Annotated in this window: 10 protein-coding genes; 6 read left to right on the top strand and 4 right to left on the bottom strand. The window is 71.2% G+C overall.

The genetic code is table 11. The features are described from left to right. Positions 1-489: 489 nt before the first annotated feature. Complete coding sequence (locus tag ACFVTC_RS01095) at positions 490-4,230, bottom strand: S8 family serine peptidase (protein WP_390122645.1); 3,741 nt, start codon at positions 4,228-4,230, stop codon at positions 490-492. A gap of 212 nt (positions 4,231-4,442) precedes the next feature. Between ACFVTC_RS01095 and ACFVTC_RS01090 the strand changes: the two genes are divergently transcribed. Then, positions 4,443-5,411 (top strand): helix-turn-helix domain-containing protein, encoded by a 969-nt coding sequence (locus ACFVTC_RS01090; RefSeq protein ID WP_390122643.1) that lies wholly within the window; start codon positions 4,443-4,445, stop codon positions 5,409-5,411. Between the two features lie 157 nt (positions 5,412-5,568). Further along, a complete protein-coding gene (locus tag ACFVTC_RS01085) occupies positions 5,569-7,158 on the top strand; it encodes a metallophosphoesterase family protein (protein ID WP_390122641.1) in 1,590 nt (529 codons plus the stop codon). Between the two features lie 98 nt (positions 7,159-7,256). Here ACFVTC_RS01085 and ACFVTC_RS01080 read toward each other — a convergent pair whose 3' ends face one another. Continuing rightward, positions 7,257-7,862 carry a hypothetical protein gene (locus ACFVTC_RS01080; RefSeq protein ID WP_390122640.1) on the bottom strand — a complete coding sequence of 202 codons (606 nt, stop codon included), beginning with the start codon at positions 7,860-7,862 and terminating at the stop codon, positions 7,257-7,259. Positions 7,863-8,268: 406 nt separating this feature from the next. Here ACFVTC_RS01080 and ACFVTC_RS01075 point away from each other — a divergent pair, with 406 nt between their 5' ends. Both ACFVTC_RS01075 and ACFVTC_RS01070 read left to right on the top strand, forming a co-directional pair. Beyond that, positions 8,269-10,284, top strand: a complete 2,016-nt coding sequence (locus tag ACFVTC_RS01075; protein WP_390122638.1) for an ABC transporter ATP-binding protein — start codon at positions 8,269-8,271, stop codon at positions 10,282-10,284. 107 nt (positions 10,285-10,391) lie between these two features. Continuing rightward, positions 10,392-10,979, top strand: a complete 588-nt coding sequence (locus ACFVTC_RS01070) for a class I SAM-dependent methyltransferase (RefSeq protein ID WP_390122636.1) — start codon at positions 10,392-10,394, stop codon at positions 10,977-10,979. Between the two features lie 401 nt (positions 10,980-11,380). On the opposite strand, the gene ACFVTC_RS01065 is transcribed toward ACFVTC_RS01070, so the two are convergent. After that, positions 11,381-11,614 carry a hypothetical protein gene (locus ACFVTC_RS01065; protein ID WP_390122634.1) on the bottom strand — a complete coding sequence of 78 codons (234 nt, stop codon included), beginning with the start codon at positions 11,612-11,614 and terminating at the stop codon, positions 11,381-11,383. A 325-nt stretch (positions 11,615-11,939) separates the two neighbouring features. Then, positions 11,940-12,710, bottom strand: coding sequence for a class I SAM-dependent methyltransferase (locus ACFVTC_RS01060; protein ID WP_390122632.1), 771 nt, complete (start codon positions 12,708-12,710; stop codon positions 11,940-11,942). A gap of 131 nt (positions 12,711-12,841) precedes the next feature. On the opposite strand from ACFVTC_RS01060, the gene ACFVTC_RS01055 reads away from it, so the two are divergent. Next, entirely contained in the window at positions 12,842-14,059 is a 1,218-nt protein-coding gene (locus ACFVTC_RS01055; RefSeq protein ID WP_390122630.1) for a sensor histidine kinase, read from the top strand. Further along, complete coding sequence (locus ACFVTC_RS01050) at positions 14,056-14,718, top strand: response regulator (protein ID WP_390122628.1); 663 nt, start codon at positions 14,056-14,058, stop codon at positions 14,716-14,718. Before ACFVTC_RS01055 ends, ACFVTC_RS01050 begins: the two co-directional genes overlap by 4 nt. Positions 14,719-14,974: the final 256 nt, after the last annotated feature.

The following is a 14,974-nucleotide window of genomic DNA, read 5'->3' as shown; positions in this document are numbered from 1 at the left end:
ACCCGGAGAAGGCGTTCCTCGGTCGCGGGATCGACCGACAGGAAACCCCGCGCCGTTTGGATGCCGACGGCGTCGGTCCGACCGGGGCCGTACCGGGCTGTCGACGCCGGTCCGGTACGGAGCATGGGCATCGGCACCGGGCCTCCTCGGCACGATCGACGCCGAGCAGGGGCGCCGGCTGCCGGAGGTGTCCGTGGGCGACACCCCCAAGACCCGGATCGCTCCGTGGCGACTCGCCGGCCTTCTGCGGGTGATCTGTCAGGCGTGCGCGTCGACCGGGGTGTTGTCGGCTCCGGCCCTCGAAGGGTCCGGGGTCGGGGCCGTCGTCAATTCGCCGGGAGGACACCGCGGGAGCCGACCTCGGGATGCGGCCCGAGGGGACCCGCACCCGCCGAACGCCCGGTCCGTGGCGAAGCGGCAGCGGTCCGTCCGGGGTCGTGCGACCCCGGACGGACCGTTCTTCATGCGCGCGCGATCCGCGGCCTAGCGTCAGCGCAGGCCGAACGCCCGGATCACCGTCTGGTGCACCGCGTTGCCCGCCGAGTCCTCGGCGCTCGCCCTGAGCGACACGTAGGACGCCTTCTTCGGCGCGTCCAGTCGGTACCCCCCGTCGTGATCACGCGTGGCCCGGTGCCACGTCGTGCCACCGTCGTAGGACATCTCCAGGGTGACCGCGCCGATCCTGCCGGCGCCGACGGCACCCGGCAGCTGAGAGGCGGTGACGGACAGGGTGTCGTGCCGTCCTGCCCGCCCGGCCGAGTCGGTGCCGACCTCGTAGTCGATCTGCACCAGCGGCAGCACCGCGTCGGAGCCGTCCGCCGTGGCCTTCGAGGTGAAGTCCCACTCGGTGCGCGTGCTGGAGGAGTACGGGGTGAACGCCACGTCGCGCTTGCTGGTGACGACAAGTCGGTACGGCAGCTTGCCGGCACCGGGTGCGTCGCCCGAGACGTTCGTGAAGGTTCCCGTGCCCAGCTCGGTGGTGCCCTGGTACAGGGTCTGCCGCTGCTCCGCTACGCCGTCCATCTGGCTCATGCCGACGTGGTCGTGGCTGCCCCAGGCCGGGGCGTCGATGTACAGGTGGTCTCCCTTGCGCGTGGGCATGCTGTAGACGTCGTTCAGGTACGGCCGTTCGATCGGCTTGAACCACTCCTCGGACTGTGTGCTGCCCGCCCGGTAGGAGGTCTTGGCCCCGGCCTCGAAGACCAGGCCGTCCGCGTACGCGCTCTGGCTCCAGCTGTTGAAGCCCCCGGTGGAGACCCAGTCGGTGCGCTTCCCCCGCACCGGCTCCGGCATCATTCCGCCGATGGCCCAGTTGTTGTACGTGGGCCAGTCGAACCGGAACTCGCCGCCGGTGCTCCCCGGGGCCGGGCTGTCGAAGGTCTCGTCGACCCGGGCGAGGTTCTTGGAACTGCCCTGCACCACCATGTGGCTGGGGATCTCGTTGTGCCAGGTCTGGTCGAGGTCGTAGACGTACGGGCTCACGGGCGCGGAGCCGACCGTGACCGAAGCGCCACGGGCCTGGGCCTGCCGGACGAGCTTCTCACCCTCGTCGGTGCTGAGCAGGCCCACGTCGAGCCGGACGGGCGTCGAACTGAACGGCGCGTTGTAGTGGCGGAAGCCGCGGCCGTCCACGTTGTTCACGACCAGCATGAGCTTGGCGCCGGCCGCGATCGCGGCGGCCGCCTGGTCCATGTCGGACACGTCGTCGTTACGGCGCACCACCACGGCCTTGCCGTGCACGTCGAGGTGGGCGTAGTCAGCGCTCGCGCCCTGACCGGCGAAGACCAGGGGAAGCTTGACGCTGCCCTTGGGCAGGGGGGTGACGCCGTCCTGGCGCAGCACGTCGGTGAAGTCGGTCGTCCGGGTGGAGACGGACAGCGCGGGCTGCTCCTTGCGCCACCGAGCTGCCAGGTAGAAGTCGCCGTGGGTGACCTTGTGGGTCGTCGGCTGGGCCCACAGGCTGTCGTAGTTGGTCTGGGTCTCCATGTAATCCCGCCAGTTCTGGCCGCCCATCAGGCGGGTGTAGTCCAGTCGCTGGTAGGTCGTCTCGGTCCGCTGTGGGGCCGTCATGTCGATCCGGTCGATCTTGGACGCGTCGAGCGTGACAGTGGTGTCGTGGTCCAGTCGGACGTCCGGGTCGCCCAGCAGCGCCATGCCCCACGAGTGGGGACCGTGGACGCCCTGCACGGTCTTGAAGGACAGCACCGAGTACACGTCGTTGGGCAGGTACATCTGCGCCGTACCGGAGTCGTCGATCACGACGAACTGCGGGACGTCGTCACCGGACCTGAGCAGTTCGACCACGCCGGACATGGGCCGCCCCTGGGCGTCCTTGAACGCCATGGTCAGTTTGTGCTGCACATCGCCGAGGGAGACGGCGGTGTGCGCCGCGACCGTGCCGGTCGCGGTCTTCGCGACGACCTGCCCGGTGTACCGGCCGTCGGCGGTGACGCCCGAGCCGTCGATCGTCACGGTGACACCGGCGGTACCGTGCGCGGGCACGACCACTCGCGAGGCGGAGAGCCGGAACACCCCGGCGGGGGCGTGTGCCGCCTCGACGCTCAGCGCGAGGGTGACGGGTGCGTCCGTGGTGTTGGTGTACGTCACCGGGCGCCGCACGCCGTCGGTGGGATTCTGCGGGACCTGCGCGGCGTACGCGGTCGCCGTGGCGAAGACTCCGGCGTGCGAGGCCGCGGCAACGTCGAGGCGGCCGCTGCCCGCCTGGAAGGCGTCGTACCGCGGGGTCTGCCGGGAACTGCTGGCCAGCAGATCCTTCAACTGGCTTCCGGTGAGGTCCGGGTGAGCGGCGGCCATCAGCGCGGCGGCGCCGGCCACGTGGGGCGTGGCCATGGAGGTGCCGCTCATCGTCTGGTAGGCGCCCTCGCCATTGCCGTCGAACTGCGAGTTGGCCGCGAGGATGCCGACCCCGGGTGCGGTGATCTCCGGCTTCAGGCCGCCGTCCACGCGGGGACCCTGGCTGGAGAACCCGGCCACCGCGTCGTCGGCGTCGACGGCGCCCACGGTCAGCGCCTGGCTCGCCGCGCCTGGTGCGCCGATGGTGCTCGGTGCGCCCGAGTTACCCGCGGCGACGACGAACAGCGCACCGGTCTGGGCGCTGAGCCTGTCGACGGCCTGGCTGAGGGGGTCGGTCCCGTCGGACGCCTGCCCGTCGCCGAGGCTCATGTTGATGACCCTGGCGTGCTGGTCGACGGCGGCCCATTCCATGCCGGCCAGGACCCAGGAGGTCTGACCGGACCCGGTGTCGTCCAGCACCTTGCCTATGTCGAGGCGGGCGCCGGGGGCGACGCCCTTCTCCTTGCCGCCGGAGGCGGCGCCGGTACCGGCGATGATGGACGCGACATGCGTGCCGTGACCGAAGTGGTCGTCCGTGTTCTCGTCCGGTACGAAGCTCTGCCGGCCCGCGACGCGGTCAGCGAGGTCGGGGTGTCCCGCGTCGACGCCGGTGTCGAGGACGGCCACGTCCACGCCCCGTCCGGTGTCGCCGTCCGCCCAGACCTGCGGGGCGCCGATCTGCGTGGTGCTGTCGGCGAGGTCGGCGTGGACGAGACCGTCCAGCCAGATGTGCGCGATCCCGCCGGCGAAGGCCGGTGCGGCGGCCTGCTTGCGGGCTCCGTCGGTCGTCGCCGTTCCGGCCACGGACTTCCAGAAGTCCGCGGCGTGCGAGCGGTCCGCGGTGAGTGCGGCGCCGTTGATGCCGTCGAGGGTACGGACCCGGGTCGCCCCGTCGGGCAGAGCGGCGGCCTTGCCGCGCGAGTCGGCGGAGTGCGTGTAGGAGACGATGAGCGGCAGCCGGTCACGGTGCGCGTCGTCGTACCTGTCGGCGATCATGTTCGTGATGTTGAACAGCTGCCGGTCCAGGGTGCCCTTGGCCACGAAGGGCAGCACGGACTCGGGGAACACGTAGAGGTCGTCGCCCGACGTCAGGATGTGGGTCTGCACCGGGCGTCCGTCGGCACCGCGGACGCTGACGGTGCCTCCGGTCCTGCCGTCGGTGCCGGTGCTCTGTCGGGTGGTGACCACGTCACCGGTGATCAGGGTGACGGAGTGGTCGCCGGCGGGCACCCGGTCGGACGCGGTTGCGGGGGTCGGGGAGTCGGCGGCGCCGGAACGGGCTGCCGAGGCCGTCGCGTCGTAGGGGCCGGCCAGCGCGAGTACCAGGGCACCGGCGGCAACCGGCACACTCCAGCGTCTGCGGTGGTGCGCTTTCACAAGGTCTCTCCCGGCTCTGCGGTGGCGCCGCCTGACCGCTCGTCGGCATCGAGGATGCCCGGAGCCCTTCCACAGGTGGCGTGAACGTTCAGAGTGAAAGCTTGTGAACGAGGAATGTCTAGATCAAACTCATGTCGCACATCGCCAGTTGGCGATTCGCGTCACGACCGTCCCGGCTGCTCGCCGGGCGGTGATCGCTGGGAGGTCGTCCGGTGCTGAGCACCCTGGGGATCAGCGAGTTCGACGAACGGGTCTACCGCATCTATCTGACCAAGTCGGACCGGACGGTTGCCGAGATCGCCGAGAGCCTGGGCACCACACCCAGCCGGGTCAGGCGCACGGTCTCCCGGTTGGCGGAGCTGGGCATGCTGAGAAGGGAAGGGCCCGGCCAGTACCGGCCGGTCAGCCCGCACACCGCGCTGAGGGCACTGCTCGCCAGACGCCGGGCCGAGACCGAGGCGGCGTTCACCGCGGTGTGGGGCACCGTCGACGACCTGGCGGACGAGTACCGCGCACGCCGGCTGCAGGAGGATCCGACCGGACTGGTGGAGGTGATCACCGGTGAGGCGGAGATCACCGTGCGCGTCGCCGAACTGATGCAGTCGGTCCGCACCCACTTCTGGGTGCTGGACCGACCCCCGTATCTCGGTCCCTACAGCACCGAGTTGGAGGAGGAGCTGACGATGGACCTGCTGGGCCGCGGGGTCGACATACGGTCGGTCTACACCCCGGAGGCACTGGCGCAGCCGGAGCGTTTCGAGCTGATCACCCACCTGGCCCGGATCGGCGAGCAGGCCCGCATCCTGCCGGCCCTGCCGTTCAGACTGCGGATCATGGACCGGCGCGTCGCGCTGGTCGCGCTGGTCCCGGGCCGCTACGACAGGATCGCCGTCGTCCACCGGTCGGGCCTGCTCGACGCACTCCTCGAGTTGTTCGACTCCTACTGGCAGCGTGGGCAGTCCCTCGTCGCGACCGCTCCGGAGGCACCGGACGGGCCGAGCGCGCAGGACCTGCTGCTGCTGAAGATGATGCAGGCCGGTTACAAGGACCAGGCGATCGCCCGGCAGTTGGGGACGAGCGCGCGCACCGTGACCCGCCGCATCGCGACGATCGCTGCCGGGCTCGGCCTCGACACGCGCTTCCAGGTGGGAGCCGAGGCCGCCAAGAGGGGCTGGATCTAGGTGTCTTGACCCGCGTCGCCCGCTCACGCGCCGACTCCGGCAACCGGCCCACCGCCCCCTGTTCCTCACTTGCCCACCCGACCTCACGTCCGTCTCTACAGTGGAGACAGCCGTCCCTGGGGTGGGGTTCGGCCAGAGACCTCCTTCCGGGAGTGCCATGGGACTCCGCTTCGACCTCGCGACGTCCAACGTCGTGGCCCATCTGCTCGATCCGGACCGTAGGCCCCCGCGTCTGCAACGCAGTGAGATTTCCTACTTCCTGCACGTCATGCAGCATCGCGAGGACCGGTTCATCTCCTCCTCGGCCGAGCTGGCCGAGGAGGTACGGGATCGGGCTGTCGCATCCGCCCAGCGCCTGCGCGGGCTCCCTGACCGCTCGGACGTACTGGCAGGACCTGACGTCCGGCACGTACTGCGGCCGCTGGAAGAGCTGTTCGGCCGGTACGAAGCCGTCGTCCTCCCCGTCGGTACCTCGGAACACGAAGACCGGTTGAGCCGGTTCGCCCAGGAGGCGGCGCACGCGCCCGGACACGGCTTGCTCGTTCTCATGCCGCAGCTGTACATGCCGAAAGTGAACGTGCTCGTCCTGGACCCCGACGACGGGGTCAACGATGCCGTGAAGCGCAGCGACGAATGGCCGGGCGCGGTCTTCGCCGTCCGCGGCGAGAGCTCGTTCTTCGTTCCCTTCGACGCCGCTTACGCCGCCGTCGCCCGCGCGGCGTCGGCGGACGCCGACCTGAGGTCGGTGCTGCACGCGGCTCGGGAGGGCGCGGAGCTCCAGACAGCGACCGCCCGCAGGAGTCACCGCCGGCTGTTGCATCTCAGTGACCTTCATCTGGGGACCCTGCAGACGGGCCGGCGGCGCGAGTACCTGAGCCGCGCGCTCTCACGTCTCGACCCCCTGGATCGAGTCGTCATCACCGGTGATCTCTTCGACCAGCCCCGCGCTCGTCATCGAGAGCAGTACGAGGAATTCGTGCACCAGCTCCGCGATCTCACTCGGGCCGAGCCGGTCGTGGTGCCGGGAAACCACGACCAACGAATCTTCGGCAACAAGGTCGGGCGAGTGGGGAGCCGGCGCGGTGAACTGGCCGAGGTGCGGTGGGACCGCGGGGCCGTGCACGACCGGGACGCCAAGCTCGTCTTCCTCTGCTTCAACTCCTCGAAGAAGGGTGATGCCGCGCGCGGCGGCATCGGTGACAAGCAGTTGCTGGACGTCGCCACTTCCTACGATGCGGCCCGGCGGGTCGCGGGGTACGACGACTGTCTGCGTATCGCGGTCCTGCACCACCACCCGTACCCGTACCCACTGCCTGACGAGGAACCGAGGCCGGGCCACCACCCCAGCGAGGATCCGGTGTCGGGGCACAAACAGACCTGGATGAAGCGAGTCTGGAGCCGGTTGCCTCGGGAACGCCTGCTCGAGATGGAGGATGCCCGGCAGTTCTTGAACTGGTGTGCGGCCCGTGACGTGAGCCTCGTACTGCATGGGCATCGGCACCGGAGCCGGCTGGTTACGGACACCATCCCCGTCAGCGGCGTTCCTTTCCGTAGGCATGAGCTGACGACCGTGGGCTGCGGCACCTCTCTCGGCGCGAATGACTCCCCGTTGTCGTTCAACGTGATCGATTGGAATCCGGCCACAGGTGGCTGGGCCGTCGACTTCCAGGAGAGCGAGCCCGACGGCCGCGGGTTCCGGTCGGTGGCCGTCCGCGCCGGCACCGCCCGGAACACCGACGGCCGGTAGGGGCCAGGGGCCCAACCGCACCGGTCGGGCCGCCGGCGACCGCCCCTTCCACTCTTCGACGGACGACCAGGTCTGGACCGTCGAGGTCCAGGAAGGCGCTACCGACGTCCGGGGCCTGAGGCCGGTCGCCGTCCGAGCACGTGGCGCGGAAGGCGGAAGCGGCGCGTGGCCGGCGGGGTGGGCGGCGCGGCACGGGGGTCCTCGATGGTCGGGTCGACGCGCTCCCACCGCAGGTGGGACGGGTGAGCCGTGCCCACGTCCTCGGCGAGTTGGTGACGCAGCTCGCTGGCGAGATGCCGGACCGTCCGCGACTCGTGCTCGGCGAGGGGCGGGCCGCAGGGGCCGCCGTGCGAGTCCTGGGATCCGGCGGCGATCAAGGCATCCTGGAGCGCCAAATAGCATGCCTTGGCCGCAGGCGTCAGGAACATGCCCCCCGCCTTCTCGCTGAAATACCAGGCGTGAAATGTCCTCGAGAACGCCAGGAGCTGCGCTCGGTCCGGTTCCTCTCCCGGACGCCACTTCCGTGGGACGCGCTCCGTGAGATGGAACAGCGTCGCGTAGTGCTCGAGACGGCGATCACGCACGGAGAGGTCGTAGGAATGGCGCAGTTGCATGAGCATGTTGGCGCGGTTCGTCAGAAACCCTGCCGCCGCCCCGGCGAGACCGCCGAAAGCAGCTCCGAGCAGACCGATGAGGACCGTCATGACCACCCCCGTCGCCGACCGCCGTGCCTTCCCCGGACATCACGGTACGGCCGACCGCGTCTCAGGCTGCCACAAGGGCGCTCGCTCGCGAAACGGTGCACGGGCGTAACGGGGCGGGAAAGCCGGGGCTCGGACGGAATCCCGGTCACGGGCATGTCCGGCCACGAACCCGGTGAACGCTCCCGCCCGGTCCACGCCATCGGTGAGTGCGGCGAGTACACAGCGGGCCGACCAGGGTGTCCCCTGCTCGGTCGGCCGGGATCAGTGGCCGGGTCTGTCCCTCGTCCCGGGTTCCGATCGAGAATCCCCCGCCGGACTGCCACCCTGGAGCCGCCGACATCTTCGGCACGCTCGCCCACGGCCCGTCCTACCGGGCGCTGAACCGGCACACACAGGGGGACGACGAGTGAAGAACTTCTTCGGGAAAGTCCGCCTGGCCGAGCCCCAGGTGTCCGACGCCGAGCGCGAACTGTTCGGCGGGCCACTGCGCTATGACATGGGCTGGTCCCAACACGAGCACGCGGGGCTGGACTTGACCATGGGGTCGGCACTGCGACAGATGCCCACGCTCGTCGGTGCCACCCTGCGCATGGCGTGGCGCGCGGACCGCCGTGCGCTCGTGGCCGTGGCGATCAGCGAAATCGCCCAGGGCGTCGCCGCTGCGGTCAGCCTGCTCGCCGTCAACGCCGTCATGCACGCCCTGCTCGGCACCGGAAGCGCCGTCGAGCGGCTGCACGCGCTGCTGCCTGGACTGCTCGCCGCCGCGGGCGTCGCTGTCGTCAACTCCGCTCTGGCCGGCTGGTCGACCTCCCGGGCCGGTCGCCTCGAACCACTGGTCGAGCGGATCGCCACCACGCAGTACCTGGCCGCGGCGACCGCCGTCGAACTCGAAGCCATCGACGACCCGGACTTCCGTCGCCTGATCGACATCGCCCAGTACGGGCCGGCCTCCGCCCGCCGCATGATCGGTGCCTGTGTCTCGGCTCTGAACAGCACCATCTCTCTAGTCGCCACGGCCGGTGTGCTCACCGTCCTGCACCCCGCGCTGCTGCCCATGCTGCTGGTCATCGCGGCCCCCCGGGGCTGGGGCGCCATGCGGGTGGCCCAGGAACGCTACGTGTCGATGATGAGCTGGATCGAGCACCTGCGGGCCAGCCGCCTCATCGGCAGTCTCCTCACGGAGCGCACGGCGGCGCAGGAGGTCCGCATCCATGGGGTCGGGCCGTTTCTGCTCGACCGGTACGAGCGCATGGCCCACAGCGCCGAAGCCGAGCAGGAGCGGCTCGCCGCCCGCAAAGCCGTCACCGAATGGGCCGCCTCCGCCCTGTCCGGGCTGGCGATGGCCGCCACCTACGGCGTCATGATCTGGCTGATCGCGAGCGGACACATGAGCCTCGCGGTCGCCGGCACCGCCGTGATCGCCGTCCGATCGGGTTCCGCCAGCCTGGGAGCCCTGGTGATGAACGTGAACCAGCTGCACGAGGAATCCCTGTACGTCCGCGACCACGGACGCTTCCTGGAGGAGGCCGCCGAGCGGGCCATCCCGTCGGGCGGCGCGCCGCTCCCGGAAAAGGTCGAGCGCATCGTCCTCGACCGGGTCACCTACCGTTACCCCGACCGCGAGGGCCCGGCGCTGGACAGCGTGTCGCTGACCCTCCCCATGGGGTCGGTCACGGCCGTGGTGGGCGAGAACGGCTCCGGCAAGAGCACTCTGATGAAGGTCCTTTCCGGGCTGTTGCTGCCCCAGGAAGGGTCGGTCCGCTGGGACGAGGCCGATGTCGCGGACCTGCAGCGCACCCAGGTCTTCGACCGTGTCGCGCTGCTCACCCAGGACTTCCAGCGCTGGCCCGTGACCGCGGCGATGAACATCCGCATCGGCCGCCCGGACCACGACGCGCGCCCGGAAGACCTCCAGCCCTCCCTCGACTACGCGGGAGCCGGCCCCGTCGTCGCCAAACTCACCAACGGGCTCGAGAGCCTGCTCGCACGCGTCTTCCGAGGAGCCGTCGAGCTGTCCGGTGGCGAATGGCAGAAGATCGGCCTGGCCCGTACGCACTGGCGCAGTTCAACCTGCTCCGCCGACAGCATCCTCATCGTCGACGAACCCACCTCGGCCCTCGATCCGGAGGCCGAGATCGAAGCCTTCGACCGGATCCGCCGTCTCGCCGCTCCGGACCGGGCCGTCGTCCTGGTCACCCACCGCATGTCCGGGGTCCGCCACGCGGACCGCATCTATGTCCTCGACCACGGGCATCTCGCCGAACACGGCACCCACGACGAGCTCGTCGCCGCCCGCGGGCGGTACGCCGCCATGTTCGCCGCCCAAGCCGCCCAGTACGCACCCAGCGCCGGCATCCCGAACCCCAGCTCGCCCACCGTCGCGGATCACGCACGACCAGGCCGTTCGAAGGGCCGTCCGTGACGACGCCTCCCACCGCCGACACCCGCGCCGCACCGCCATGGGCCGGACCTGACACCGCCCCGTCCGCTGCCCCCCCCAGGGCCACCGTCTCCCAGGAAGGACATGCCGTGCACAGGTTCGCCACGCAGGAGGAATGGGACCGTAGCTACGCCGACGGTCGTCGTTTCAGCCCACTCGGTGACCGTGAACGGTCGCTGCTGGCCACGCACACACCACCGCCGGCCGATGGCAGGGCCCTCGACATCGGCTGCGGAGTCGGTGAACTCGCGGCCCACCTGTCCACGCTGGGCTACGCCGTGGACGCCGTCGACTGGTCCGGAACCGCGCTGGCCGAAGCCGCCGCCCGACACGGCACGGCCGTCCGGTGGCTACGCCTCGACATCGAGAGCGACGACGGGACACCACTGCACGCGGACGGCTACGACCTCATCACCCTCCGATTCGTGTTTCCGTTGCTCAACTCCCGCGCCCGGACCCTGCATGCCCTGGGCCGACGTCTGCGCCCCGAAGGCGCCATCGTGGTCGTCGCACCGCGTGCCGCCGACACCCCGGCCCAGCGGCGTCGCCTCGCGCTCGACGAGGACGAACTCGCCGCGCTGCGGACCGACTGGGCGAGCACGACGGTGCACGACGCCGGAGGCCTGGCCTTCGTGATCCTGCGTGACCCGTGCCGGACCGGCACGACCACGCCGTAGGACACCCCAGGGCGACCGGCACACAGGGCACGTCATCAGGCACGGGGAGCGTCGAACACCCGGCGCCCGCCTCCACGCGGCGGCATCGCTTCTCCCTCCTGGGGTGCTGCTGCCGCCAGGTGGGGTCCGGTCGCAAGACGGTCGAGGTGCGCGTCGCCACCCCCTTGACGGGGGAGGCGCTCGGCCCGCCGGCCTTCGGGTTCGACCACCGCGACGGCGCCGGCGTACGCACAGACCGCGCCCCACCCCATGGTGTACGCCTGCCTGTGCGGGCGCGTCGAGGAGACATCCGTGTCCGTCGAACACATCAACAGCCGAGCCTGGACCGTCACGACGCGCGCATCACCGGAGCCGTTGGTCCGGCGCCCCTCGTCTGCCCGCTGTCCGGAACGCGGAGCCGTTCATGGCCCGAGCAGGAATTCGTCGGCTGTCAGCTGGGGGTCCTCGGTCACCGCCGTGCCCAGCACCAGCAGCGGAAGGCCGTCGGACAACTCGCGATGCCGCGGACGCGAGAAGCTGTCGTAGAGGCCGCCGCTGCCCCGGAGTTCGGTGGGAAACAGGCCGACTTCCTCGAATGCGAGCAGCTTGGCGCCCGCGTTGTCGAGTACCGAGCAGATCCATCCGTCCGTGTTCATCCGGCCGCCCTCGTCGTCGCTGTCGGGTGCGCGGGGCGTGTCCCGGGGAGTCCGTACGACGCCGAACGCGGCGGGTACCGTGCGGACTTCGTCCGCGGAGTGGCCTGGCGCCGTATGCCGGACCGCGCTGTTTCGACGCCGTGGTCCGAGGTCGAGGACAAGACGCGTGCCTTTCGTGCCGGAGCGGCAGATCATCATGGTGTCTCCGGCGGCCTGTTCCCGGCTCCCGGCTCCCGGCTCCCGGCTCCCGGCTCCGACCAGCCTCGCGCCGTCGGGTCGGGGCGATGAAGCGAGGCGGCCGCCCGTCTTCGGCCGGGCGCGGAGGTCATACCGATGGCGAGAGCCGGGCCGACGGGTCCGGCACTGGTGCCGTCCGGGCGGACACCACGGGGAGCGGACGAGGTGACACCGCCGGTGCGCGCAGGTGCCACACGCGGGCCGGTGGAAGGTTGCCCCACACGGTGCGGAAGTCGGCGCCATGGGCCTGGTGGAACGTGTCGAGCACTTGGATGACGCCGCTGTGCCGGGCCAGACTCCGGGAGGTGCCCAGCAATGCGCGCATGCGGCCCGTACCGCGGTATCCGAAGTACGTCAGATGGCCGCCGGGCTTGAGCGCGGACAGATAGCGGGTGAGCAGGCCGGACACTTCGCCGGGAGGGAAGTTGGCGAACGGCAGCCCGGAGACGATCACGTCGTAGCGCGCCTCGGGGTCGAGCTCCGCGACCGGACCGGCGATCAGCGAAACGCGTTCCCCGAGGGCCGCAAGACGCGGATCGGCACGCAGGTCGGCCGCGAGCAGACGGGCGAAGCGGGGATTCGCCTCGACCAGGTCCAGAGTGTCCTCGGGGCCGAGCAGGTCCGCCAGTACGCGGGAGACCGCACCGGTTCCGGCACCCACCTCCAGCACGGCCCGCGGCTGCCCCGTGGGGTGCGCCAGCGGCGCGGCCAGCGCCTCGGCGAGGTGACGGCCGCTGGGGGTCACGGCCCCGGTGGTACGGAAGGTCCGGAGGGTCTCGGCGAAGAAAAGCCGGCGGTCGGCGATGCGCCGGGCCGGGGTCCGCCGGACGGAGGGGGTGCGCGTCGAAAGGAAACTCATGGCATGGACGCTAGGCAGCTCCGGGTGCCATGGAATCGGCCGATGTGCGGCGCCGGCACCCGACGAAAGTCGGGGGTCGCGATGTCCCTTCGTCGGGGGTACGGGGGCGGGGCCGTCCCTAGGATGACGAGGTGAGATCCGGACCGGAACGTGGTGTACCGCTGTGGGTGGAGACACCGGCGGCGGTGCTGCTCGCCCTGATATCCACGCTGGAGGGCTTTCGTTCGGCCGGTGACACCCTGGCCGATCCCGCCCCGTGGGTCGGGGCCGCCGCGTCGATCGGAGCGCTCGGCCGCCATCGGTTCCCGGGAGCGGTCGCGGGCCTGGCGCTGGTGTCGGTCTCCCTGGGCCCGGTGGCCCCCTTGCTGGTGACGCTGTATCACTTCGCCTCGCGGGGCAGGTTGCGGGCGGTGTGGGTGTGTCTGGGGACCGCGTTGGGCGCCGGACTGCCCTGGCTCGCTGTCGCGCTGGCGCTGGGCCGCCCGCTCTCCTGGATACGGCTGACCACCTGGGCGGGTTCCGGCGTCGGCAACGCCGTACTGGTGGCCCTGGCCCTGGCCCTCGGCATGTGGGCGGGCAGCCGCCGCAGACTGCTGGGCGCGCTGCGGGACCAGGTGGAACAACTGCGTGTGGAGCACGAACTGCGCGCCGAGCAGGCCCGGTCGGCGGAGCGGGCCCGCATCGCCCGCGAGATGCACGACGTGCTCGCCCACCGGCTGAGCCTGCTGATGCTGCACTCCGGAGTGCTTCAGTTGCGCGAGGAGGGGATGTCGGCGGTCGGCCGCGAGCGACTGGCTCTGTTGCGCGACACGGCCGGGCAGGCGCTGGACGATCTGCGCGAGGTGCTGGGCGCGCTGCGCTCCGACCGGCCCGCCGGGTCAGAGGGGGCGACACCTGTCGCGGCGCCGGCTCTGCGGGACCTGGACGAGCTGCTCGCCGAGGCACGAGCCGCCGGTCAGGTCATCGAGTCGGTGGTCTCCGGCGATACGCGGGACGCGTCCACCAGTCACCGGCTGGCCGTGCACCGGCTCGTACGGGAGGCCCTGACCAATGCGCGCAAGCATGCCCATGACGCGCCCGTCGCGGTGAGCGTGCACTACGGGCCACCGGTCACCACGGTGGAAGTGGTCAACGGGCGCGCCGAGCGGGCCGAGCGGGTCGGGACCACCGAAGGTGCCGCGTCTCCCCAAGGTTCCCCGTCTCCCGGCGGCTACGGCCTGATCGGCCTGGCGGAGCGGGTCGCGGCGCTCGGCGGTGACCTGCACACCGGTGCCTCCGGCGACGGCTGGCGGCTCTCCGCCCGTCTGCCCACGTCCACCCCCGCCCCTCCCCCGGCGTACCGCTCATGATCAATGTCCTGGTGGCCGACGACGACGCCCTGGTCCGGCTCGGCCTCGTCGACCTGCTCTCCACCGACGCGGAACTGAACGTCGTCGCCGAGGCGTCGGACGGCCTGGCCGCCGTCGAACAGGCCGGCCTCCACCGGGTCGACATCGCCCTGGTCGACGTGCGCATGCCCCGGATGGACGGCATCACCGCGACCCGTCGGCTGCGCGCGCTCCCTGACCCGCCACGAGTGATCACCCTGACCACCTTCGACCTCGACGAGTACGTCTACGACGCGCTCGCCGCCGGCGCGGACGGCTTTCTGCTCAAGGACACCGCACCGCGCGACATCATCCGCGCGGTGCACGTGGTGGCGGCCGGCCAGGGCATCCTGCATCCGTTCGCCGCCCGTCGCCTGATCGACCGCTTCCACCACGCCGGCCGCCCGGAAGTGCTCGAAGCACGCACCCGCGTCGGGGGCCTGACGCCTCGTGAGAGGGATGTCCTCGCGCGGCTCGCACACGGTGATTCCAACGCGGAGATCGCCGCGGCACTGGGAATGCGCGAGAGTACCGTCAAGGCACACGTCAGCCGGATCCTCGGCGCTCTGGGAGCGGGTAACCGTGTCCAGGCGGCCCTGCTGGCCCGCGACGCAGGGCTGGGCGGCGGCGGCCACGCCTGACCGGTTCGTCGTGGGCGGGGCCGTCCCCGGAAGACGCCGTGACCGGCGCCCCTGACGGGTGACGGTTCGCCACCGGCGCCCGGATCACGCCGGGTTGTCGCGCCAGGGCCGCACGAAGGGGTGGCCACGACGGGGCCGAGGATGCCACCACCCGCCGCGGCCACAGGGATGCGCGTACCGCCGCGGCCACAGAAGTGCGCGACCGCCATGGCCCTGGGGGGGGCTCGTACCACCGCGGCCCTCGGGAGGCACGTAC

Source organism: Streptomyces sp. NPDC057950, assembly GCF_042887295.1.
GTDB lineage: Bacteria > Actinomycetota > Actinomycetes > Streptomycetales > Streptomycetaceae > Streptomyces > Streptomyces kaempferi.
This window is presented reverse-complemented; position numbering and strand designations above follow the sequence as displayed.

Excerpts from the sequence above, each read along its gene's own strand:
- ACFVTC_RS01085 (WP_390122641.1), top strand. The coding sequence starts at position 5,569 with ATGGGACTCCGCTTCGACCTCGCGACGTCCAACGTCGTGGCCCATCTG.
- ACFVTC_RS01065 (WP_390122634.1), bottom strand. The coding sequence starts at position 11,614 with ATGAACACGGACGGATGGATCTGCTCGGTACTCGACAACGCGGGCGCC.
- ACFVTC_RS01060 (WP_390122632.1), bottom strand. The coding sequence starts at position 12,710 with ATGAGTTTCCTTTCGACGCGCACCCCCTCCGTCCGGCGGACCCCGGCC.
- ACFVTC_RS01050 (WP_390122628.1), top strand. The coding sequence starts at position 14,056 with ATGATCAATGTCCTGGTGGCCGACGACGACGCCCTGGTCCGGCTCGGC.
- ACFVTC_RS01080 (WP_390122640.1), bottom strand. The coding sequence starts at position 7,862 with ATGACGGTCCTCATCGGTCTGCTCGGAGCTGCTTTCGGCGGTCTCGCC.